This is a genomic window from Mesorhizobium yinganensis, assembly GCF_040081985.1.
Classification (GTDB): domain Bacteria; phylum Pseudomonadota; class Alphaproteobacteria; order Rhizobiales; family Rhizobiaceae; genus Kumtagia; species Kumtagia yinganensis.
Window position 1 is genome coordinate 15,504 of sequence record NZ_JBEBMH010000038.1, and the last position, 20,758, is coordinate 36,261.

At 63.1% G+C, this 20,758-nt stretch carries 23 protein-coding genes; 11 read left to right on the top strand and 12 right to left on the bottom strand.

The window, feature by feature from the left end; translation table 11 throughout:
• Positions 1-19: 19 nt before the first annotated feature.
• The 7 genes from ABMA59_RS33065 to ABMA59_RS33095 all read left to right on the top strand — a co-directional run bounded on the left by ABMA59_RS33065 (position 20) and on the right by ABMA59_RS33095 (position 4,843).
• Complete coding sequence (locus ABMA59_RS33065) at positions 20-673, top strand: DUF433 domain-containing protein (protein WP_349009620.1); 654 nt, start codon at positions 20-22, stop codon at positions 671-673.
• Entirely contained in the window at positions 670-1,086 is a 417-nt protein-coding gene (locus ABMA59_RS33070) for a DUF5615 family PIN-like protein (protein ID WP_349009621.1), read from the top strand. The genes ABMA59_RS33065 and ABMA59_RS33070 overlap by 4 nt, the downstream gene beginning before the upstream one ends.
• 236 nt (positions 1,087-1,322) lie before the next feature.
• The gene (locus ABMA59_RS33075) at positions 1,323-2,747 is read left to right on the top strand and encodes an ISNCY family transposase (RefSeq protein ID WP_349009651.1); all 1,425 of its coding nucleotides are present in this window, start codon (positions 1,323-1,325) and stop codon (positions 2,745-2,747) included.
• A 379-nt stretch (positions 2,748-3,126) separates the two neighbouring features.
• On the top strand, positions 3,127-3,570 hold the full coding sequence (locus ABMA59_RS33080; RefSeq protein WP_349009622.1) for an antitoxin Xre/MbcA/ParS toxin-binding domain-containing protein: 444 nt from the start codon (positions 3,127-3,129) through the stop codon (positions 3,568-3,570).
• Positions 3,570-4,031, top strand: a complete 462-nt coding sequence (locus ABMA59_RS33085; protein WP_349009652.1) for an RES family NAD+ phosphorylase — start codon at positions 3,570-3,572, stop codon at positions 4,029-4,031. The genes ABMA59_RS33080 and ABMA59_RS33085 overlap by 1 nt, the downstream gene beginning before the upstream one ends.
• A 253-nt stretch (positions 4,032-4,284) precedes the next feature.
• Positions 4,285-4,500, top strand: a complete 216-nt coding sequence (locus ABMA59_RS33090; protein ID WP_484534588.1) for a helix-turn-helix domain-containing protein — start codon at positions 4,285-4,287, stop codon at positions 4,498-4,500.
• 4 nt (positions 4,501-4,504) lie between these two features.
• Entirely contained in the window at positions 4,505-4,843 is a 339-nt protein-coding gene (locus ABMA59_RS33095) for a helix-turn-helix domain-containing protein (RefSeq protein WP_349009624.1), read from the top strand.
• Between the two features lie 34 nt (positions 4,844-4,877).
• Here ABMA59_RS33095 and ABMA59_RS33100 read toward each other — a convergent pair whose 3' ends face one another.
• The 5 genes from ABMA59_RS33100 to ABMA59_RS33120 all read right to left on the bottom strand — a co-directional run bounded on the left by ABMA59_RS33100 (position 4,878) and on the right by ABMA59_RS33120 (position 8,286).
• Positions 4,878-5,060: a hypothetical protein gene (locus ABMA59_RS33100; protein WP_349009625.1), complete on the bottom strand. Its 183-nt coding sequence runs from the start codon at positions 5,058-5,060 to the stop codon at positions 4,878-4,880.
• Positions 5,061-5,168: 108 nt separating this feature from the next.
• On the bottom strand, positions 5,169-5,390 hold the full coding sequence (locus ABMA59_RS33105) for a hypothetical protein (protein WP_349009626.1): 222 nt from the start codon (positions 5,388-5,390) through the stop codon (positions 5,169-5,171).
• A 9-nt stretch (positions 5,391-5,399) separates the two neighbouring features.
• Positions 5,400-6,974 (bottom strand): hypothetical protein, encoded by a 1,575-nt coding sequence (locus ABMA59_RS33110; protein WP_349009627.1) that lies wholly within the window; start codon positions 6,972-6,974, stop codon positions 5,400-5,402.
• Entirely contained in the window at positions 6,965-7,888 is a 924-nt protein-coding gene (locus ABMA59_RS33115) for a hypothetical protein (RefSeq protein ID WP_349009628.1), read from the bottom strand. The genes ABMA59_RS33110 and ABMA59_RS33115 overlap by 10 nt, the downstream gene beginning before the upstream one ends.
• Positions 7,888-8,286 (bottom strand): plasmid mobilization protein, encoded by a 399-nt coding sequence (locus tag ABMA59_RS33120; protein WP_349009629.1) that lies wholly within the window; start codon positions 8,284-8,286, stop codon positions 7,888-7,890. Before ABMA59_RS33120 ends, ABMA59_RS33115 begins: the two co-directional genes overlap by 1 nt.
• Positions 8,287-8,557: 271 nt before the next feature.
• On the opposite strand from ABMA59_RS33120, the gene ABMA59_RS33125 reads away from it, so the two are divergent.
• From ABMA59_RS33125 to ABMA59_RS33135, 3 genes are all read left to right on the top strand, one after another.
• Positions 8,558-9,259 carry a ParA family protein gene (locus ABMA59_RS33125; protein ID WP_349009630.1) on the top strand — a complete coding sequence of 234 codons (702 nt, stop codon included), beginning with the start codon at positions 8,558-8,560 and terminating at the stop codon, positions 9,257-9,259.
• On the top strand, positions 9,256-9,612 hold the full coding sequence (locus tag ABMA59_RS33130) for a hypothetical protein (RefSeq protein ID WP_349009631.1): 357 nt from the start codon (positions 9,256-9,258) through the stop codon (positions 9,610-9,612). Before ABMA59_RS33125 ends, ABMA59_RS33130 begins: the two co-directional genes overlap by 4 nt.
• A gap of 173 nt (positions 9,613-9,785) precedes the next feature.
• Positions 9,786-10,289 (top strand): helix-turn-helix domain-containing protein, encoded by a 504-nt coding sequence (locus ABMA59_RS33135; RefSeq protein ID WP_349009632.1) that lies wholly within the window; start codon positions 9,786-9,788, stop codon positions 10,287-10,289.
• A 112-nt stretch (positions 10,290-10,401) separates the two neighbouring features.
• On the opposite strand, the gene ABMA59_RS33140 is transcribed toward ABMA59_RS33135, so the two are convergent.
• Entirely contained in the window at positions 10,402-10,956 is a 555-nt protein-coding gene (locus tag ABMA59_RS33140) for a hypothetical protein (RefSeq protein WP_349009633.1), read from the bottom strand.
• Between the two features lie 495 nt (positions 10,957-11,451).
• Here ABMA59_RS33140 and ABMA59_RS33145 point away from each other — a divergent pair, with 495 nt between their 5' ends.
• A complete protein-coding gene (locus ABMA59_RS33145; protein WP_349009653.1) occupies positions 11,452-11,730 on the top strand; it encodes a WGR domain-containing protein in 279 nt (92 codons plus the stop codon).
• An 83-nt stretch (positions 11,731-11,813) separates the two neighbouring features.
• Here ABMA59_RS33145 and ABMA59_RS33150 read toward each other — a convergent pair whose 3' ends face one another.
• The 6 genes from ABMA59_RS33150 to ABMA59_RS33175 form a co-directional block, all read right to left on the bottom strand.
• Positions 11,814-12,146, bottom strand: a complete 333-nt coding sequence (locus ABMA59_RS33150; protein ID WP_349009634.1) for a hypothetical protein — start codon at positions 12,144-12,146, stop codon at positions 11,814-11,816.
• A 65-nt stretch (positions 12,147-12,211) separates the two neighbouring features.
• The gene (locus ABMA59_RS33155; protein WP_085462449.1) at positions 12,212-12,535 is read right to left on the bottom strand and encodes a DUF736 domain-containing protein; all 324 of its coding nucleotides are present in this window, start codon (positions 12,533-12,535) and stop codon (positions 12,212-12,214) included.
• A gap of 724 nt (positions 12,536-13,259) precedes the next feature.
• Positions 13,260-13,793, bottom strand: a complete 534-nt coding sequence (locus tag ABMA59_RS33160) for a hypothetical protein (protein ID WP_349009635.1) — start codon at positions 13,791-13,793, stop codon at positions 13,260-13,262.
• 179 nt (positions 13,794-13,972) lie between these two features.
• On the bottom strand, positions 13,973-14,914 hold the full coding sequence (locus tag ABMA59_RS33165) for a DUF2493 domain-containing protein (protein WP_349009636.1): 942 nt from the start codon (positions 14,912-14,914) through the stop codon (positions 13,973-13,975).
• Positions 14,915-15,172: 258 nt separating this feature from the next.
• Positions 15,173-16,213 carry a DUF7146 domain-containing protein gene (locus tag ABMA59_RS33170; RefSeq protein ID WP_349009637.1) on the bottom strand — a complete coding sequence of 347 codons (1,041 nt, stop codon included), beginning with the start codon at positions 16,211-16,213 and terminating at the stop codon, positions 15,173-15,175.
• Between the two features lie 12 nt (positions 16,214-16,225).
• Positions 16,226-20,680, bottom strand: a complete 4,455-nt coding sequence (locus tag ABMA59_RS33175) for a strawberry notch-like NTP hydrolase domain-containing protein (RefSeq protein ID WP_349009638.1) — start codon at positions 20,678-20,680, stop codon at positions 16,226-16,228.
• Between the last annotated feature and the right edge of the window lie 78 nt (positions 20,681-20,758).

The window sequence follows — 20,758 nt, forward strand, 5'->3', positions numbered from 1 at the left end:
AATTAATTGGGAGCGCCTCATGCCCGCAGTTGCGGAAATGCTGAAGGCAACGGAGGCTGCGGTGGTCTCGCGCGTCAGCCTGCGCGACGTCAATCGAGTGATCGACGAACGCATCCTGCCGGATGCCTTCGTTTCGGTGGACAACGGCCGACACGTCCTGGCGGGAGCCTGCTCCTTCATCAGCTTCTATTTCGAAAGTGCCAAGCGCCTGACACCGGAAGAACGACTATTCGCCATTAGGACGTTCGAGCCGAAGCTCGCGCGCGCCAGATCGCTTGCATGGACAGCGTTGTTGAAAGAAGACTGGACCATGCGCGACGACTTCCTCACGATCGACCTCGCGCCATTCCTGAAGAGCGCAAGCGAGCGGCTGTCGGATCTTTCGGCCGCCCGCGAACTCGTCACGACCTCGCAGGACATTCTCGGTGGCACTCCGGTCATTAAGGGCACCCGTGTTCCGGTCTATGATGTCGCGGCATCCGTCAGCGCGGGGCATACCGTCGAGCGCATACTTGAGGCCTATCCCGGCATTGATGCCGGGAAGGTCCGGCTTGCGACAATTTATGCGGACGCGAACCCACCACGCGGGCGGCCTCGTGCAGCCACCGACCTTCCGGAGGGCTCCGTCATCATCCGCGATCACCGCGTCCCGCGTCTCAGGAAGGCGGGATGAAGCTCCTGATCGACGAATGCCTCAGCCCGGAACTGACCAAAATCGCGCATGAGAGGGGTTATGGCGAGGCCAGCCATGTCGTGTGGCTCGGCCTCGCCGGCCTCAAGGACTGGGAACTCAAACCAATTATTCTCAACGGTGACTGGACTTTCGTGACCAAGAACTCCGCTGATTTCCGGGGACCGAAGGACAAGCCCGGCACCAAGGGACAATATGCGGATGTTGCCATCCATGCGGGACTTGTCTGCCTCAATGGCCCGCCTGGCATGGATCTCGATATGCAAGTGGAGCTTTTCGAACAGGCTCTGCGCGAGCTCGATCACGATGGGGATCTTGTCAATCAAGTCCTCGAAGTGACACTTGAGGACGCGGAGACGCTGCGCATTATCCGCTACGCGCTTCCAAAAGAGTGACCGGCTACGGATGCGTAGCCGGTCACTTTATTTTTTAAAATCAATAACTTAGTTCCATAAGCTATGTTATGCGACTTTTTGTTGTAGCAGCTATATAGAGATGCGACACTTGAGCAATTTAGAGATGCGACAGTCCCCGACTTTCACAGCTCTGAAGGCTCGCCAACACGAAGCTGGAAAGGAAGGCTGTCGACTTCACAACGCCGGCGTGGGACCGAGCGTATTGCGGAGCCGCCATCCCTTTGATCACGTTGTCGCAAAACGAGCTCAATCGTCTTGAAGCCATCCAGAAGATCCGCGATCGTCGGCTTACCGTCGTTCGGGCAGCTGAGGTTCTGAACCTCAGTCGAAGTCAGGTGCATCGGCTCTTGCGGGCCTATGATCAGAATGGTTCGAGCGCTCTGACTTCGAAGAGACGCAACCGACCAAGCAACCGGCGACACGCTGAGGAGTTCCGCAATGCCGTGCTGGACCTGGTGCGTGATTACTACAGGGATTTCGGGCCGACCCTCGCAACAGAGAAGCTACTCGAACGACATCAGATCGCGGTCAGCAAAGAGACGCTACGCCAATGGATGACGGAAGCCGGCATCTGGACGTCGCGTCGGGAGCGTAAGAAGCAACTGCATCAGCCGCGCGGCCGGCGCGATTGCTTCGGCGAGTTGGTACAGATCGACGGCTCGCATCATTGGTGGTTCGAGAACCGCGGCCCCAAATGCGCCCTGCTCGTCTATATCGACGACGCCACCGGCAAGCTGCTGCATCTGCGCTTCGCCGGTTCCGAGAACACGTTCGACTATCTAATCGCCACAAAGATGTATTTGCAGGAATGGGGCAAACCGATTTCGTTCTACAGCGACAAGCATGGGGTTTTTCGCACGACGCATGGATCCGAGAAGGATCGAACGACCGGCCTGACGCAGTTCGGTCGAGCGTTATACGAACTGAACATCGATATCATCTGCGCCAACAGTCCTCAGGCCAAAGGCCGTGTCGAACGGGCCAATCAGACGCTACAGGACCGACTTGTGAAGGAACTGCGTCTGCGCGGTATCAGCACGATCGAGGCGGCCAATGCCTATGCGGCCGAATTTGCCGCCGATTTCAACGCCCGCTTCGGCAAGGAGCCACGTAATCCGAAGGACGTGCACCGCCCCCTTGCAGACCATGAGAACCTGGACGGCGCCATGTGCCGCAAAGAGTTCCGCACGCTGTCGCAGGCCCTAACGCTACGCTATGACAAGGTGCTGTTCATCCTCGAGCCGAGCGTCTTTGCGAAGAGTCTGGCGGGCAAGAAGGTCGTCGTCTGCGACTATCCTGACGGTCGGCTTGAGATCATGGAAGGCAGCACCTCCCTGCCCTACAAGACATTCGACAAGCTGCGCTCAGTCCACAGATCAGAGGTCGTCGAGAACAAGCGCCTTGATGAGGCTCTTTTGATGGTGGCCGAGATGCAGGCCGGCCGCGACCTTCAGCGCAGCCAGCACGGGCCGCGCCGCACGGGCCAGGCGAACCATATGTTCGGCATTCCTGACGGTAGCGAGAGCAACGGTTATGTTAAGCGCGGCAGGAAGCCTGGCAGGCGGACGGATTTTATAAACGATCCTGCTGTCATCGCACGGCGGGAGCAGGCGCTGGCGAGGCTGGCTGCTGCCGAGTGAAGCGGCTTTCAAAGCTAGAGCCCAGAGAAGTTCGACTGGATCGCCCCCGATCGGGCTGAGCAACCCCGACCAGCGGCGCCCGATCGGGCGCTCACGTTAGCGCCAGGAAGGTGGGTTCGCCGTCGATGCGACATTTCTACTTTGCAGAGATTGGACCGCCCTGCCCGACCAATGTCGCATTTCTAACTTGCTAAGCCTGTCGCTTCAGTAACTTGCCAGAACAAGGGTTGCTGCATACTGCGGCCTACCATCTCCGGTAAATAAATCTGTGGCTGCGGTTCGCGAACCCAACATGGCGCGATGCCATCACAGGCGACGGTGCTCTTGCATTCTCGGCAATTTGCCTTAGATGTGATAGGCAGATTGCCGGAGATCGAATATGGCCACGTCAACCGCCGTCATTGAAAATGTCGTCCGCAAACTCGGTGGGGCGCCTATCCTGGGCACCGATATCCGCTCGCAGGCCGATCTCGCGATGGCTGTCCAGCGTCGATTGCCGCTGGCTTCGCTGAAAGGGCTCTCGTCGGCAGGACTGAGCGAGCAGGAGATCGAGCGGTTCGTCATCCCGCAGCGGACGAGGCGTCATCGCGCCGAAAAGAACCAGCCGCTCACAATTGAAGAATCCGACCGTGCCGTTCGCCTGGCGCGGATCCAGTCGCTTGCCGAAGGGACCTTCGCCGACGCCGCCAAGGCCAATCTCTGGCTGCGCAAGCAGCTTGCGGAACTCGGTGGAGAGATGCCGCTTAGCGTCGCGCAGACCGAAGCCGGCGCGCGCGTGATCGAGACGATTCTTGGCAAGATCGCCTGGGGCGCCGCCGCTTGATGCGGCTCTGGCGGCTTTCGGGCGACGAGTTTGCTCGCGTTTTCGACGGTGGTTACGGATTGCGCTTCGACGGCCGGTGGAACACGGTCGGCCATGCGACGACTTATGTCTCCACGTCGCCGTCGCTGTGCGTCCTCGAGAAGTTGGTGCATGTAGAAGATCCGAATTTGCTTCCTGCGCTCGACATGGTCGAATACGAGGTGCCGGATACCGCGCCGGTCATGCGGCTGACGCTGGACGACCTGCCGGGTGACTGGCGCAGGTGGGAATCAGAAACGCAGCGGATCGGCGACCAATGGCTCTCCAGCCTCGAAGCCGCTGTGCTCTTCGTCCCGTCTGCGATCGTACCCTTGCCCGACAGCCCCGATGAGAATGCGATCATCAACCATCGCCATCCGGCGGCCTTGACAATACAGATCGCAAGGTCGCAGCCCTTCGATCTGGACATTCGACTGTTCTAGTGGACCCGATACTCGACTAGGGGCACACGTGGCGGCACCGCTGCACTAGGTCGCTCCGCAGGGCTGCCTGCGTCCATTTCTTTACGCGGACGCCGTCACACCTGCCGGCATCATCGAAAACCGCGGCCGCCGCTGCGCGCGAGCCCGGTGGATTTCCTGTAAGCACTCATTATACTGCGTCGCTGTTTACTGCGCACTATGTTCCGTCTCAGTTATGAAGCTGAGGACGGTGGTAGCGCAAAACCTGCGACGGATGCGCTACGGCAAAGGCATGTCGCAGGAGGAATTGGCCGCACAAGCCGGCCTGTATCGAACCTATGTCGGCCATCAGGAGCGTGAAGTCCATTCTCTCACCGTCGACATGCTGGAGAAGTTGGCAGAGATCCTCGACGTTGCCCCGACCGACTTCTTCATCGATCCGCCACCGCCGATCCCAGACCGTCCCGCGAGAAAGCGAAGACGGCCGTGATCCCGTGGACGTTGTCCTGGGGCACCGTCTGTTCACCCGACGCCAGTCGCTCGGCATGAGCCAGCGGAAGCTGGGGGAGCTCCTCGGCGTCAGCTTTCAGCAGATTCAAAAATATAAGCGTGGGACGAACCGGATTGCCGTGACCACATTGGTGCGTGCTGCCACGGCACTGAACGCACGCATGTCGTTCTTCTTCGAGGGCCTCGGCCCTGAGGTCAAGAAATCCGTGCAACCCCTGTTACATGGAGGCGATATCTTGGTTGCGCAGGCGCTGGCAAGAATTGAGGATAGCAAGGTCCGCGCAGCGTTTCGAACCCTCATTCGGGCATTGGCACAGGAGTGACTATCGGGCGGCCGGCGTTCGCGACCTCTCCCGGCTATGCCTGCGAGATTGCCCAGCCCGATGCGTCGATCGTGATGACGTCGCTTGCCGCGTAGCGATTGTTGGTGAGAGCCATGCGGGTCACGCTTTTCCCGTGCTCGACCTTCTGCCAGTAGCCAGCGCGAGGACGTGCTATTTCCGCACCGTCACAGGCCCTGGCGATGTGTTGGTCGCGCACACCGGACTGCCGGGCAATCTCCGTTATGGGGCATCGACCAGACCAGATCGTGCAATTGCTCGCGGGTCATTTTCATCGACTGTCCCTCAGACGCTCCCCGTGCCTGATCTAGCCCAACACGAGCTCTCTGATGGGAGCCATCCAACGATCGGCCCTATGGTAGAGATCGACAATCCACGCTTCGACTTTACCAAGCTGGGGACCGAGATAGATGAGGGGAGCTATCACCAGAAAGGCAAGCAAGAGCCAGGTCCCTGGCCAGCCGCTATCTTTTTCCGACAAATCCTCCGGAGGAGGACCGTACTTGTATGCCCAGTTGTCATTCTTCATGACCGACTCCTACCTCTCGCGATCGTCGCGATCGCGGTCTTGTCGCTCATCGAGTTCCAGTTCGATCTGACGAAGACGCGGTACATGCTGCTGCGGTGGATCCGATCTGGCAAGTTCCGCGTCGAGGGCCGGCTTCCGTTCGGCGGAGCGGTCATCGGGATGCCGGGTTCGTTGCTCGGACGGCATAGTCGCCTGCTGTTCGATGATCTGGTCATCGTGCTCGGGCGTCGAACGACCCTCCCGACCCGGATCGCGATGCTGCTCGGATTCGGCAGCACCCTGGAAACCAACTGGTGCGCCATCGGTCCGGCGATTTGCGCCCGGATCGAATGAAGGAGCTTCCTGATCGCCGTCCTGGCCCCTGTCGCTTGGCGCTTGCTCTGCGCGTCGTAGCTCGACTTGATCGATCGTAAGCCGCAGCTCCTGATCCGATTTCGCGGCCTCGCGCATATACTGGTTGTCGCCATCGATCGCCATTTCGGCAGCCCTGTTGATTTCCCGCTCGAAACCTGCCCGGTAGCTCGCTGTGAAGGACTGCGGCAGCTCGCCCGCTTCGATCCGCTCAAGCCCATCGCGATAGTGACTGACCTGAACGAGAACCTCGTTCGCTGTTTCGACCGCCTCCAGTCCGAACCGCGCCACGGCTGCATTCCACTGCGCATTGGCGTCTTCAAACCGATCGTCAACGGAGCCGCGCGGTTCCTGCCCGCCCTCGCGGTCGACCTGGCGTTCGGTGAGCTCGAGATACTCCCGGCGGATATCGACCACCTCGCGCGCTGCCGCGGCGATCTCGTCGAAGTCGGCACGATCGGTATCGTCGAGGGTCTGCTCCACGGACGAAAGGACCGCTTCAACACGATTCTCGTAAGCCTCGAACTCCGGACGCGTCATCACTCGCATCTGTCCATCCTCACCGTTTACGAACTCGGTCAATGCTATCATATTGGTTATGTTTTTGACAGGTTCGTTTGCGTTTCGTACGAAAACACGCTCATTTTGAATGTCACCCGTTGTTGCTTCCAAGCGACCACTCTGAAGCATTGCAAACGCGCCCTCGCGCGTGCCGCCCGCCTCACTGGCAAGATCTCTCCAGGCCTCGGCCGCTGCCGCCGCGTACTGCCGGCTGCGGTCCGTGGTTGCGAGGTTGATGTCGTTCGCGCGCTTGGCCCGATAGCGGCCATGAGCGGCTGAGCTGGTCCCTTCGTGCTCGGTGCGGCCACGATAGCTGACCGGCCGTACCTGGTTGCGCGTGTACGCCGGTGCGCTGGCAAACTCGCGACGGTCGGTCAGCTCCATGTCGATGCCCTGCTCGCGCGCCTTTTCGGCCATCACGGAACGCCAGTCCCGGAACATCTGCGGGCTGGTGACGATCCTGTCGCCGGTCTCCGAGCGCATCGTGACGATCGCATGGGCATGAATGTGCGGCCGCTTGCCGCCCTCGGCCGCTTCCTTTGGATCGAGCGCCGGATCGTGAACGGCAAACACGTAGCGATGTCCGGCGAACTGTTCGCCGAGGAATTCTCGCACAGCAGCTTCGAAGGCCGCCCCATCCGTTCCGGCTCTCGCCGAGACAATCAGGTGCATGACGTCCCTGCCCTTGCGGCTGTGCAATTCCTTGCGCCATTCCTTCTGGACGAGATCGCCGGCTTGTGTGGCGTCCCGATCAGCTTGCCAGTGTCGTCGCGGACCCCTCCCTCCGCTCCAGCAATTATCTCGCGAACACGTGCCGTGCCCCATTCCACCCCATTGCCATAACAGTGAAACCGGAAGCGCGCCTCGACATCCTGCCCGGCATCGGAACCATCAAAGCGCTCCTGAATGATCTCCGCGGCTTTGCGGTCGCCGGTCAGTCGCTCACCCTCCTTATCGCGCAAGACGACGACACCGGAGACATCAAGCTCGTCCGGAGATCTCGCCCGCGCGGTGTAGACGAAGCGTCGCTCGCCAAATCCCGACAACAGGATTTCGCGCAGCTGGTCGTCCTGGTCGACGTCATCGCGGAGTGATGCCGTATCGACCGAGACGTGGAACGCAGCCATGTCCCGGCTGGCGGCGCGATTGTCGAAGAGATGCTCCCACTCTGCCCGCTGTTCGGCGAGCGCATCCTTGCCGAGCACACGCTCGCCGCGCTCATTCTCGACCGCGAGTTCCCCGCCGCGGGAGGTATAGCTCATCATCGCCCCGGCGCGCGCGCCGCCACCATAGGAGGCCAACTTGACCACGGCCGGTTGACCGCCGCGCGCCAGCGCGCCAAAGCGCGTACGCATCGAGCGGCCGGCCGCTCCCACGCCACCCCCCGACCACTGCGCGCCGTTTCCACCCTGCCGCCGCCGCGCTCGGCCGAAGCCGCCCAGCCCCTCATCGCCGATCCGCGCCGCCCCTCCCCTTCGCGGCTCTTCCCAGTCACTCTTTGCGGTTTGGCCGAGCTGCATCTCGTGCATCAGCATGGCGCGTCGGCGCTCCCATTCCCGCTCGAAGGCACCGGGGAAAAACTCCATCAGGCGCCCTCCCCGCGTCGGGCTGCAGCTGAGCGCCGAGTCATTTCTGCGAGCTCGGCAGCGAGCGTGGTCGCAACGCTGTGCGCATCCCTTATGCTCCCTGCGAAGTCGCCCTCGCTCGGTACTAAGCCGGTGTTGATGGCTCGGGCGATCTGATTGAGATTGCCGCCGATGGCCCGCATGCCGTCGGCAAGCAGGGCGAGCACCAGTCGATCCCCCTCCCCGAGAAACGGTCGCACGCCAGCGCCCTCCATCGACAGCGACCGGACAAAGGCCGAAACGGTCATCCCCGCAGCGCGCGCGGCCGCCTCCAGCGCATCGTACTCGGCGGAAGAGAAGCGAATATGCGCCACCCTGTCCTTCCGTTTCGACGCTTCGGGAATGCTGCGAACCGTCACCAGCCACACCTCTGATCGTCGTTGTTGCGGCCGCAGGCCGCGGATCGAGGGCCTGTCCCTCGATCGTCAGGAAAAACGTATCACGTTTTTCCGTATCCTGCCGACACTAATGGTAGAGATTTATTCCGCTTTTGCGGTTATGCGCATGTTTTCGATATCAATATGATTGTGTTTTTCCATGTTCGTGTGCTTCTATATCGATGTGAATCCACGTGCACACGATCATGGATTCATGTGTGAGTAGAAACACATTTTCATGGGAGATGAGCCGATGACCGTCGTGATCGCCGCCATCAACGGCAAGGGAGGCGCTGGGAAGACGACCGCGCTGATGAACATCGCCGGTGAATATGCCCTGCGGGGCGGACGGGTCGCCATGATCGATATGGATGCCCGCAACAACCTCATGAAGTGGTGGTCGGATTGCCAGGAGAAGGACAGCCAGCCCGAGGGCATCGAAGCCTATAGCCACAAGACGGCACGAGGGCTGGAGCGATGGATGGAGGACAATGCCGGTGCATTCGATCATGTCTTGATCGACACACCAGGCGAGGACACATCGATAGTCGACCCGGTGATTGCAGCTGCCGATCTTGTGATCTCGCCGATCCAGCCATCAAAACGCGAAGTGCTCGGCGCCATCGACAGTTTCGAGAATGTGCTGCGCGTCAATCAGGCGCGGGGAAAGACCTGCCGGCACGGCGTCCTGCGGACCCGGATCACGGTGACGGTCCGGCACACTGAACTCTACCGAAAGATCAGGCCGATCATCGAGGACACGGTCGGAACCTACCTGTTTCGCACCGAGGTGTTCGAGCGCAATGTCTATAAGGACATCCACAACGGGATCGGCACGCTTCAGATGCAGGAGGTGACGGAGGCGATCGCCAAAGCGCGGCTTGAGACGCAGGCGCTGGTTGCGGAAGTCGACGAACTGCTCGCGAACGAGGCGGTGTCGGGACGCGCGGCATGAGCGGGAAGGAGAGCCTGTCGCTGGACGAATTCGCCACCGCGCCGCGCCGTCAGCGTCAAGCTGCAAGTTTGACCGCGGATCACGCCGGGGATGCAAGCCTCGCTACTCCGCAGAGTGCGCCGGCATCGGTAGCGATAGAGGATAGGGGGAAAGGCGCGGCATCCACCGAGGCGAGCAAGGCCCTGCGGCAGATGAAGCGGGAGCGGATGAAAGGCTCGAGCCACCTCGTGAATGTCAATCTGGATCGCGACATGAAGCGACGGCTGAAGCTGGCCTCCTTCAACATGGAAACGTCCATGCAGGCCCTCATGGAGAAGGCCATTCGACAGTATCTGGACGCCAATGGATTCTGAAAGAAGGCCCGCCTCGTTTGGAGTACGCCTTGAGTCGAGTTGATGTCGTGTCGGTATCCCTGCTAGGAACACTGTCGATTTGGCTCTAAATTTTGGGGTTTGGAGCCAGCATAGGAATTTTCCCGTCTCTTTTGGCGGGGTTGGGGCAGCAAGCGATACAAGCGAGCCAGGCAATGGCCATCAAGGACGTACAGGCTTACATCGACAGGCATGGGCTTGTCGAAACGGAGGATTCTGAAGTCGACAAGCCGATCTGGCGCAAGCCGGGATTTGGCGGTGTTCGCGGTCTTCTCGAAATCGAGGAGGAGCTGAGCCGCTTCCTGCGCGAACGGCGAGATGCGCAAAACCTGAACCGCGAGCAGGTCGGCATGATGGTTGGCCTGCATCAAGAGATTTACGCACGACATGAGCGCGCCGGGGCCAAGCTCAGGGTGGCGCGGCTGCTGCATCTGGCCGAATTGCTCGATTTCTCGCCGATCGAGGCGATTTACGCAGCTGAACCGCAGTTCTTCGGCGAGACCGAGCAGGAGGCGGAGACCAGGTACAAGCTGGTTATGCGCATGCTGGACCTCCCGGCGGCGACTGCACAGAACCTGCTCAGACTGGTCGAGGAACTGTCGCCCGACACCGGGGCGGAGAACGCTGCGAATCCGCCGGACACGAAGCGTCGGGGCTGACGGGACGCGGAACAGACCCTATCGACCGCAAGACGCGTGCGACATGTCACGCCGTCTTCTGATTTGGAGAAAATAGAAGATCGAGGCGGCTTGCGCCGCATCGATCTTGGCCTCATGAGCGGCCGGGCACTGCGAAAACCTCGTCCCGATTGGCCCCGGTGCTTTCCCACCACGCCGCCTCGGCTTCAGCCTCGCTGTAGTAGACGTTCTCGACGCTGAACCGTACACCGCTGATGTCCTCGATCTCGGCGATGATTTTTGCGAGACCGCAGAGCTTGTCCGCTGGCACCGGCACCACGATCGGAATGTCGCTGTCTCGACGATGCCATTCCCCGGTGTTGAAATCGAAATATTCGTTCGTGAGATCGTCGACCAGATACTCGTCCAGCAGCGCAACCGGCTCAATCAGCCACGTTTCATACCAGGCGGTCTGGTAGTGGCGCAGATCGTAGAAGGCATCCTCTTCGTCCTCGGTGCCGCGCGATGCGACACGTGCCCGGTCCGCCGCGAGGATATTGCGTTGCGCTTGGATCATCTCGGCGAGCTTTGCTGCCAGCCTGTCGTGGACGGCGCGAGCCCGTTCGGTATCACAACCAAGGCGGTTGGCGAGGACTAGGATGCGCAAACCCGACAGCTGCGCGATAAGCATGAGAGTGTTGTGTGCCATGTCATGGTCTCCTTCATCTTGATGACGGAGGCCCGCGACGGGCAAGTCGAGCATCGGGTCAAGGAGCGCGGAGCGACCGCCGGAGGCGGCAAGCGGAGGAGCCGATTTTTTGTCGGCGCCCTTCTTCAGGGCGGCGGCAAAAAATTGGAGGGGCCGCGCGGTCCTTGAGGCGATGGGAGCGGACAGTACACTGGGACGTCAGAGAGATAGAGACCCGCATCCCCCTAGGGGATGCGTCCATATCCGGCGACCAGCCGGCGGGGTGCGCGAGGGGTTGCCCCCTCGTGGCATCCGGGGCCGGTCGATCCGGTCCCGGATGCCACGCGAGATGGGGGCGTTACCCGAATGGGCGGAGACCGCTTCCGGGCTCCGTGAGCGAAGCGAATAGCACCCGGTCGGCCGCAGGCCGGCTCGCCCTGATATCGCGCTGCCGACCGATGCATCAAATGCTTGAATCGATCCGGTCGAACCGATTCACAGAACTCGTTGGACAGCATGCACCACGCGCGCGACATTGCCGTCATGCAGAACGAAGATGTGATCCATCTCCATCGTATCGATCCCGCCCGAAACATGGCCAGGTTCTATCGGCTGTCATCAGCACCGAGCCTGTTCGGCGACATCTGTGTCGTACGCGAATGGGGACGGATTGGCCGGCCGGGTCGGATGCGCATCGACCTCTATGAGAAGGTCCAGGAGGCCGCTGCCGCGCAGCATGTGTTGGAACGGGCGAAACGGCGGCGCGGCTATCGGGACGTGCACGCGGTGGGATGACGTTCGAGGGTGGCGCTCAAGCTGGCGAAAAAAGGGCCCACGCCGGAGGTTGTCCGGCGCGGGCCTCTTTTTCTTGCTTGCGGCTACTTCGACTGCAGGTGTCGCAGCAATGCGGCGAGCGGACCGTCATGCGGCGGCCGGTCGGCCTCCGTTGCGAAGTGTGCGGCCAGTGAACCGGAGCTCTCGACCGGGAGCGGCATGAAGTCAAAACCCTTGGCGAGCGCCGCAACATGGAGCGCGTCGAGCGTTTCGTATTCGCGGTCGCTGGTGCCGAGCCACAGAGCGAGATCGTCGTCGGTCTCGTCCGGGAACGCCTGCAGGAAGAAGGTGCGCAGTGGCGGATCGTAGCCGATGACGGCGTCCGGATCGAAGCGCTCGTCGCCGGTGGCGGTAACGGTGATGGTGTAGCGGCTCATCGAAGCCTCCTGATCGTGGGGAACGAAAAGAGAGCCGGCCCCTCGCGGGGCCGGCTCGCTGCGGTTCACTGCGGGTTGTTCCAGAGGATCACCTTCTTGTTCTCGTCGCCGCCAGGGGCGGGAGCGAGGTTGCCGAAGATCACGCCGATCTCGGGGGCTTCCAGCTTGACCGAGAGGTATTCCTCGCCCGAACGCTGGGAGATGCGATGCCACCCGGCTCCGATCTCGAAGCCCGTGCGCTTGTTGACGATGCGGTAGTCGGGAGCATCCTCGCGGGTCTTGTTGGCGTTCGGGATCAGGGTGATCGGGGCGTTGACCCGCAGCGTGGCGAACACGCCTTCCATCGAGCCGTCGGCCTTGGCGGTGAGGTTTGCGATCGTGGTGGCCATGGTAGTTCTCCTTCGGTTGCATCGGGACCATTCCCGATGGCGCCAAAGGAGGGGGCCGTCCTGCTGCGGTCACTCGGCAACAAATTCTGGAAAATTCTATTTGCCGAAGCCGGCGGGCCGCACTTTCGAAGGGCCCCGCTTGCGGGAAGGAAAGTGCCCTGGCCCGCAACAAGAAACCGAAATCGAATTTTCCTGAATTTTTGCCGAGCGTACCCCCAACGGGGGTTGATCGCAAAAGCAGGCGGTCCACTACAAAGGCGACATAACCACGGGAATGGTCCGGATGTGAACGAAGGCGATGCCTCCGGCCACCATCGCCGATCCTTCACGCCAGGCGCAGCGGTCGCGGTCAAGCGTTCGCCTCGCCTGCGGCTCTGCCCTTCCATCACCTTGCCGCACCCGACGCCCGACCCGCCTAGGAGTTCCCTGCCCCGTCTTCCGTCACCCGCCGGTTTCGCGGGTGGAGCCGGCTGGTGATGCTCAATACCAACATGGGGCGAGGGATTCGCCGGCCAAGCGTGCAGCCGAGATGGCACTCCGTGATCCGCAACCGCCCTGCCCTTGGCGCGACGGACAGGTGGGATATCCCTGAGCAATGTCTGCGGATCGCACGGGTTGGCCTCGTCTGGGGCCGGCTTCGAAGCAACCTCGCAGATGATCGCCGCGGCGGCATAGGCGCCCGGCTCCGGCCGCTCGCTAAGGCGGTCACGACGGCTCCCCACGATCAGGCTTCCAGGGCAGGGTGTTCATCCGCCGTCAAGCGGGCTTCGACGTGGTGGCGAACATCCGGGCCGGCATGGTGGAGCATGGCGCGCCAGTCCGCGACGGTATGGACGGTTCCTACCGTGCCGCGCATCGTGTCGTATACGACGCAGGGACTGCCGATGATGGCCAGGCGCAGCACGTTGAGGCAGGTGCCGGGCGAAATGCCGTCCCACACCATCAGGCCGAAATCGGCGCGGTTAGCCATCTCGCGGTCTTTTTCGGCGTGGACCGCAAAACCCTTCGCGCCGGCCGGCGGCGGAATGTGGTAGGCAGCCCAGTCCCCGAGATTGTTGCGGGGTTCGGCCCGGGCATGGAAGACGCCGACATGCTCATAGTTGTAGCCTGCCAGCAGTCCCTGCATCTCGGCGTCCGCGCCGGGTGCATCGCCGATCAGCACGCCATGCTCGGCCGCGACGATCGCGCCGATCCGTTCGATTGCGGGGACGGGCAGTTCGAAGATGTCGCGTGAGCCGCCAAAGAATATCATCGTCATGGTCGCTCTCCTTTCTAAGCGCAGCTGCCCCGTCCCAGCCTTCCTCTCCCCCTCTCCCGCGCGGGTGCAGTTCACACGGTTAGTTTCGTGCTTGGCGTGGCGGCTATCCGGCGTCGCGCGCGGGCGAACCCGACCGCACGCGGCCGGGTTGGGTGACGCGAACAAGAGGAAACCGGCGCTCACGCGCCGGCCCCCGTGAACCGCCAGACCGGGATGCCGAGGCGGCGGGCCTTGTCGGCCAGGTTCTCGGTGATGCCGGAGCCGGGGAAGACGATTAAGCCGTAGGGCATGACCGACAGCAGCTGGTCGTTGCGGCGGAACGGCGCGGCTTTTGCGTGGCGGTTCCAGTCGGGCTTGAAGGCGATCTGCGTGACCTTGCGGTTTTCGGCCCAGCAGGCGGCGATGCGTTCGGCGCCGCGCGGGCTGCCGCCATGCAGCAGCACCATGTCAGCGTGCTTCTCGCGGGCCTTGTCGAGCGCATCCCAGATCCGGTCGTGATCGTTGCAGTCGAGGCCGCCGGCGAAGGCGATCTTGGTGCCCGCCGGCACAAGCACCGCCGTCTCGGCGCGGCGGCGGGCGGCGAGGAAATCTCGGCTGTCGATCACCGCCGCGGTCATCGACTGATGGCTGACCTTGGAGCCGGTGCGCGGGCGCCATGCCGAACCGGTCTGCGCCTCGTAGAGGTCGGCGGCCTCGTCGCGCATGATTTCGAGGACATTTCGGCGCTCGATATAGGTGATGCCTTCGGCGGTGAGCCGTTCCAGTTCGACGGATTTCACCTCGGAGCCGTCCTGCTCGTTCTGGCTGGACCGCTGTGCCTCCTCATTGCGGTCGAGGCTGCGAGCGATGCGCTCGGCGGCCCGGTGAAAAACGTTGGTGAAGGACCAGAGCAGGTCGTCGAGGTCGGGTTCGAGCCTGGTGTCGCCGAGCATGCCGGCGAAGGTCTCGACGATCCCGGCGAGGCCGGCCCGGATCACCTCGTCGTCGGGCAGCGGGCGGGGATCGGGCTCGTCCTGATGCGGACGGTGGCCGTACATCTGCAGTTCGAGGATGACGCGATCGGTCGGCGAGGAGGCGTGGTAGGGCTCGTAGGTGTCGTCGAAAGGAAGCTCGTAGGTCATGGCTGTCTCCGTCGGTTGTGGCCGCGCCCATCGCGGCCTGACAGCGAATCCCGGCCGCGCCGCGGGCGCGGCCGCACCGAAGGCCGGAGCGGAGCGGAGGACGGCGCAGCCGTTGCGGCCGTGACCGGGGGGTGGCAGGGATCGCCTCTCAGGCAGGCCGCGGGCGCGGCCTTTCCGACGGACTGCCGCCATGCCTGCGAGATTTTCTGTGACGCCGCCCCTGCCCGCCTGCCGGCCACTTGCCGACCCTTGGGCCGTTCATCCGGACGGAGGCAAGAGCCCGGCATCGTCCGGGAGCAGCTGATCGCTGAGCCACACGGCGAGAGAAACGGGGCCGAGGTGGCGGAGATCGTCGTTGAAGTCGCCGAGCTGCGGGCGTAGCACCATGGCGAGAATGCCGGCCTCGCCGGCGCGCTGGCTGAGGCGTTCGATGCCATGCCGTCCGGCGGCGTCCGCATCGGCGGCAATGTACAGGCGCTGACATCCGGGCGGGAAGGTCAGGCCGGAGAGGTGATTGGCCGAGGTTGCAGCGGCGACCGGCAGGGCCGGCATCACGGTGTGGAGCGCGGCCATCGTCTCGAAACCTTCACCGGCCGCCATGACCGGAACTGAAGAGCCGGGCTCGAGGCCTAGCCAGATGGCGTTGCCGAGGAGATTTCCGAGCGAGCGCCGCGGATCGGAAAGCTGCGCCTTGCCGGCGCCGTTCGGGTCCAGCCACGTGCGTTGCAGGCCCGTGATGCGTCCGTCGAGCGAAGTAACGGCCGCGACCAACGCCGGCAGGGTCTGCGTCTCGCCGGTGACAAGATCGCGGTAGTAGCAGCCGGGGTGGAAGCGCAGGTTGCGCTCGCGCGCGGTCAAGAGGATGCCGCGACCAGCAAGATAGCGTTCGGCCAGAGTGCCGGCGATAGTCTGAGACATGGCGAAAAGGCGACGCGCGGCGTCGGGGGAGCCGCGTGCCGCGGCAGGCTGCTGCGTGCGAGGTTCCTGCGGCTGTGGCCGCGGCATGGCCAGGAACCGTCGTGCTTCATCGGCAACATCGCGGAACTCGATCAGCCCGCAGCTTTCGCGGATGACATCGAGCAGATCGCCGAATTCTGACGTCGCCTCGTCCACCCATTTGCCAGCTGAGCCCTTGGCATTGGCCTTCAGGCGCACATGCATGGAGCGGCCGCGCGTGTTGCGGACATCGCCGACGATCCAGTGATTGCCGGAGCGATTGCCGTTGGAGAGATATTCGCGGCACACCGCCTCGGCGTGATCGCCAAGGCGGCGTGCCAGCTCGGAAGCCGAGCTGGTCATGGTCGCCTCCTATCAAGCCGCCGCCGTGCGGTCGCTGACGCCGACGAGGGTGTGGCGATCGAGAAGCGAGGCAAGCATGGCGGAGCCCTGCCCGGCCGTCGGAATGAACAGCCGAAGCTTCCAGGAGATGATTTCGGAGATCAGGCCCAGCGCCTTGAGGCGCGGCACCATCGCGTCGGTAAAGCCGATCAGCTCGACGCGCCAGTCGTTCATGATGCGGCTACGGCGCACGACCAGACCATCGGCGAGCTGCAAGCCAATCCGTCCGTCGACCAGCCCGGTCCAGGCGTCCTCCGGCGCCAGCGTCGGCACATAGTCGATGCCGAGATTGCGCAACATGGTCGCGACCAGCGTCGGCGCGAAGTGGCGGCCGATAATGCGCTCGCCGGCATCGGTCTGGATCCGATAGACCTGGCAATCATGGTCCGGCAGTCGTCGCCAGATCGGCAGCAGCAGCCCGGTGACGATGTGGAAGGTGCTGATCGTGAATTCGGGCACGGCGACGACTTCTGCCTGCCAGAGTTCGCAGAACAGTTTGCGGTCGGCCGGCTGCCAATGGGTCTCGGCCAGCGCATCGAGGCCGAAACGCAGCTCGTCGGTCGGCCGCAGCAGCCGTACGCGGTGCTCTATCGCGCCGTCGTCGAGCATAAGGCTGGCGGTCGGCAGCTGGATCGCCGCGCGGTTCGACCGCGTGTTGACCAGCAGAACCGACTGCGGCTCGGCGCGCACGATCGCCAGTGCATCGGGCAGGCCGAGCGGCCGAATGCGGTCCTTGCGTGCAACAGTCAGCACATGCGACTGCGCGCCGGAAACCGGATGCGTATAGATGGTCCGGCGGTCGGTGACCGTGATGCTTTCCGCAGTGATCGTCTCAACGCCCTTGTCATAGTTGCCGGCTGCGATGGCGCCCTCGACTTTGGCCGCCATCAGCTGCTCGAACACTTCAAACAGCAGATTCTGGGTTTCGCTGCGCAGCGCCAACAGCCGGTTGAGCCAGGTGGTGATCGGCGGCAACTCGTCGCGCAACCCGCCTTCGTCGGTGGTCAAGGACAGGCCGGTGACCGCTTCGAAGGTCGTCAGCGAGCAGCCCTCGATCTTGCCCTGGTGCAGCAGGTAATAAAACTGCCGGAGCGCCACGCGGGCATAGGGGCTTTCCAGATTGTCCTCGGACCGGAACAGCCCTGCTCCGCCTGTCTGGCGCTGGCCGCGCGTGATCGCACCCAGCGTGTCGAGCCGTCGTGCAATGGTCGACAGAAAGCGCTTGCCGGCCTTCACATTGGCGGCCATCGGCCGGAACAGCGGCGGCTGCGCCTGGTTGGTGCGGTGGGTTCGCCCAAGACCCTGGATGGCATTGTCGGCGCGCCAGCCGGCTTCGAGCAGATAGTGCTTGCGTAGTCGCTGATTCCTGGCGCCGAGATCGGCATGGTAGGAGCGGCCGGTACCCCCGGCGTCGCTGAAGATCAGCACGCTCTTATTGTCATCCATGAAGCTTTGGGTCTCGGCGAGGTTGGCCGAGCTTGGGCGGTTCTCGACCGCAAGCCGGTCGATACTGTCGCGGCCAGTTTTCTTGACGATGCGGCGCGAGCGGCCGGTCACCTCGGCGACGATATCCGTCCCAAAATGATGGAGGAGCTGGTTGAGCGCACTGCCGATCGGCGGCAGCGAGGCCAGCTTTTCGATCATCTCGTCGCGCCGGCGTACAGCCTCCCGGCATTGCACCGGGTTGCCGTCTTCGTCATGCACCGGCCGCGAATAGACGTTCCCCTCCGCGTCCGAGTATTCCTCGAACAACTGCGTCGGGAAGGGGTGTATCAAGTACCCTCCTACATACTCCCTCGGAGTGACATCCACGTGGAGGTCCGACCATTCCTCGGTGGAGATTTCTGCCAGCCGGCGTTCCATCAGGGCCTCGCCGGTCGAGACGATCTGCACGACAGCCGAATGACCGTCGGCACGGTCCTGCTCGATCGCGCCGATCAGCGTCGGCGTCATCATCGAGGTGATGAGGTGGGAGAAGAAGCGCTGCTTGGTGCTCTCGAAGGCCGAGCGGGCCGCCGCCTTGGCATTGCGGTTCAGCGTGCCGGTTTCGCTGGTGATGTTGGCCGCCTCGAGCGCAGCGGTCAAATTGTTATGGATCACCTGGAAGGCGTCCGCATAGGCATTGTAGATGCGGATCTGCTCTTCGGTCAGCGCGTGCTCCAGGAGGTCGTATTCGACGCCGTCATAGGAGAGTGAACGTGACGTGTAGAGCCCGAGCGATTTCAAATCGCGGGCAAGCACTTCCATCGCAGCGACGCCGCCATCCTCGATCGCCGCGACGAACTCGGCCCGGTTGGCGAACGGAAAATCATCGCTGCCCCAGATGCCGAGGCGTTGGGCATAGGCTAGATTCTCGACGGCGGTGGCGCCGGTGGCGGAGACGTAGACGACACGGGCATCAGGCAGCGCATGCTGAAGCCTGAGGCCTGCCTTGCCCTGCTGCGAGGGTGCGACGTCGCCGCGCTCGCTTTTGCCTCCCGCGGCATTGGCCATGGCGTGGGCTTCGTCGAAGACGATGACGCCATCAAAATCCTCGCCGACCCAGTCGATGATTTGCGCGATACGAGACTTCTTGCCGTCGCGTTCCTGGGAGCGCAGCGTCGCGTAGGTGGTGAACAGGATGCCTTCGGCAAGGCGGATCGGCGTGCCCTGCCGATAACGGGAGAGCGGCTGGACGAGCAAGCGTTCCTGGCCGAGCGCCGACCAGTCGCGCTGGGCATCTTCTAGCAGCTTGTCCGATTTGGAAATCCAGACCGCACGGCGACGGCCCTGCAGCCAATTGTCGAGGATGATGCCGGCGACTTGCCTGCCTTTGCCGCATCCGGTGCCGTCGCCCAGAAACCAGCCTCGGCGAAACCGAACAGCATTTTCTGCACCTTCGTGTGCGGCCGACACGACATCGCAGGTCTCATTGACGCTCCAGGCGCCGGCGAGATGACCGGAATGGGCTTCGCCGGCATAGATGACGCTTTCGATCTGCGCATCCGAGAGCAGGCCCTCGTCGATGATTTGATCAGGCAGGAACGGCCGATAGGACGGCTTTGGCGGCGCCACTGCAGCCATGGCCGCGGACTGGACGAGCGGGGTCGGGTGCGGTTTAGCGAGCGGGATGTGGATCGACTGCAGCGCATAGGGCTCGTAGATCGTGTCGGTGAGCCGACCACCCTCTTCCGGAATCCAGTCGCGCAGTTCGTAGGTCAGGGGAACCGCAGCTGTGTTGGCTGCCATGACCGGACGGATGGGCCTCGCCCGGGCAACCGACGGAACTGGCCGCGTGCTCTTCGCGACAGCCGATACCGCGATCGGAGCAGCTCCGGCTACAGAGCGCGCGGCCATCTGTCGGGCGGCATTGCGCAGGATGCCGTTCGATACGGCCCCGATCGAATCCGGGAAGCCCCCCGATGTGCGGGGTGGCAGGTCGGAGATCCAGGAGAGCAGCGTCTCGACGTCAGTAGCCTTGCCGGGCGAGGCTGCGAACGAGGACGGATCGGACGCTGGTGTCTTGTCGATGATGGTCAGGCGGGTTTCCGCCGTTGTGCCATGCCGAGCATAGATGCGGCCGTCGATCGCGGCGGTGAAGACCACCCTGCCCTGCTGCTGCAGCCGCTCGAAGGCGGCCCGCCATTTGGGGTTTTCGGGAGAGAGGCATGTGCCGGTGATGGCGACCAGGCGGCCGCCGGTGCGCAGTCGGGCGAACGCTGAAGAGACGTGCCGCCAGGCTGCATCGGCGACATGGCCGTCGACGAAGGCGCCGACGGTGAAGGGCGGGTTCATCAACACCATGGACGGTTCGACCGCTGGAACGAGATGATCGTCGATATGGGCTGCATCGTGACGGGAAATTGGAACCCGTGGAATCAGCAGGCCGAGTAGGTCGGCGCGTGTCGCAGCAAGCTCGTTGAGCGCGAGTGAGGCCCGGGCAATCTCGGCATGGACGGCGAGAAGGCCGGTCCCGGCCGAGGGTTCGAGAACGAGGTCCGATGAGGAGATGGCGGCGGCTTGCGCGGCAACGAAGGCGAGCGGTATCGGCGTCGACAGCTGCTGCAGGGCTTGGCTCTCGTCGGAGCGGCGCGTGTGGGTGGGAACGAGTTCGGCAATACGCTTCATCATCACCAGCGCTACCTGCGGTGACGATGACCGGGTCAGGATGGCGGAACCGAAGCGGCGGAAAAACAGGACCTGCGCGGCCTCGAGCGCTTCATAGGCGTCCTTCCAGACCCAGAAGCCTTGCGCATCCGTCCCGCCGAAGCTGTCGGTCACGGCAAGGCGCAAGTCCGCAGTGGTGATGGGCTTGCCCTGTTCGAGGAAGGGAAGTAGCTGGACCGCCGCCTGATGTATCGCGTGAGCGGTGTCGATAGGGCGGGATGCCGGCGTAGCAAGGGGAGCGGCCGTGCGGGCGGCGGCCGACGTGGTCGTGACGATGTTCATGGAAATGTCCTTCGAGCGAGAGTGTCCGCCCCGCCGGCGCACACTCTCCGCCCCGGCAAGGCCGCACTCCTCCCGGCC

Coding starts and splice junctions, on each gene's coding strand:
- ABMA59_RS33065 (WP_349009620.1), top strand. CDS start 20: ATGCCCGCAGTTGCGGAAATGCTGAAGGCAACGGAGGCTGCGGTGGTC.
- ABMA59_RS33070 (WP_349009621.1), top strand. CDS start 670: ATGAAGCTCCTGATCGACGAATGCCTCAGCCCGGAACTGACCAAAATC.
- ABMA59_RS33080 (WP_349009622.1), top strand. CDS start 3,127: ATGGCCACGTCAACCGCCGTCATTGAAAATGTCGTCCGCAAACTCGGT.
- ABMA59_RS33085 (WP_349009652.1), top strand. CDS start 3,570: ATGCGGCTCTGGCGGCTTTCGGGCGACGAGTTTGCTCGCGTTTTCGAC.
- ABMA59_RS33090 (WP_484534588.1), top strand. CDS start 4,285: ATGCGCTACGGCAAAGGCATGTCGCAGGAGGAATTGGCCGCACAAGCC.
- ABMA59_RS33105 (WP_349009626.1), bottom strand. CDS start 5,390: ATGAAGAATGACAACTGGGCATACAAGTACGGTCCTCCTCCGGAGGAT.
- ABMA59_RS33110 (WP_349009627.1), bottom strand. CDS start 6,974: ATGCACCTGATTGTCTCGGCGAGAGCCGGAACGGATGGGGCGGCCTTC.
- ABMA59_RS33115 (WP_349009628.1), bottom strand. CDS start 7,888: ATGGAGTTTTTCCCCGGTGCCTTCGAGCGGGAATGGGAGCGCCGACGC.
- ABMA59_RS33125 (WP_349009630.1), top strand. CDS start 8,558: ATGACCGTCGTGATCGCCGCCATCAACGGCAAGGGAGGCGCTGGGAAG.
- ABMA59_RS33130 (WP_349009631.1), top strand. CDS start 9,256: ATGAGCGGGAAGGAGAGCCTGTCGCTGGACGAATTCGCCACCGCGCCG.
- ABMA59_RS33135 (WP_349009632.1), top strand. CDS start 9,786: ATGGCCATCAAGGACGTACAGGCTTACATCGACAGGCATGGGCTTGTC.
- ABMA59_RS33140 (WP_349009633.1), bottom strand. CDS start 10,956: ATGGCACACAACACTCTCATGCTTATCGCGCAGCTGTCGGGTTTGCGC.
- ABMA59_RS33145 (WP_349009653.1), top strand. CDS start 11,452: ATGCACCACGCGCGCGACATTGCCGTCATGCAGAACGAAGATGTGATC.
- ABMA59_RS33150 (WP_349009634.1), bottom strand. CDS start 12,146: ATGAGCCGCTACACCATCACCGTTACCGCCACCGGCGACGAGCGCTTC.
- ABMA59_RS33155 (WP_085462449.1), bottom strand. CDS start 12,535: ATGGCCACCACGATCGCAAACCTCACCGCCAAGGCCGACGGCTCGATG.
- ABMA59_RS33160 (WP_349009635.1), bottom strand. CDS start 13,793: ATGACGATGATATTCTTTGGCGGCTCACGCGACATCTTCGAACTGCCC.
- ABMA59_RS33165 (WP_349009636.1), bottom strand. CDS start 14,914: ATGACCTACGAGCTTCCTTTCGACGACACCTACGAGCCCTACCACGCC.
- ABMA59_RS33170 (WP_349009637.1), bottom strand. CDS start 16,213: ATGACCAGCTCGGCTTCCGAGCTGGCACGCCGCCTTGGCGATCACGCC.
- ABMA59_RS33175 (WP_349009638.1), bottom strand. CDS start 20,680: ATGAACATCGTCACGACCACGTCGGCCGCCGCCCGCACGGCCGCTCCC.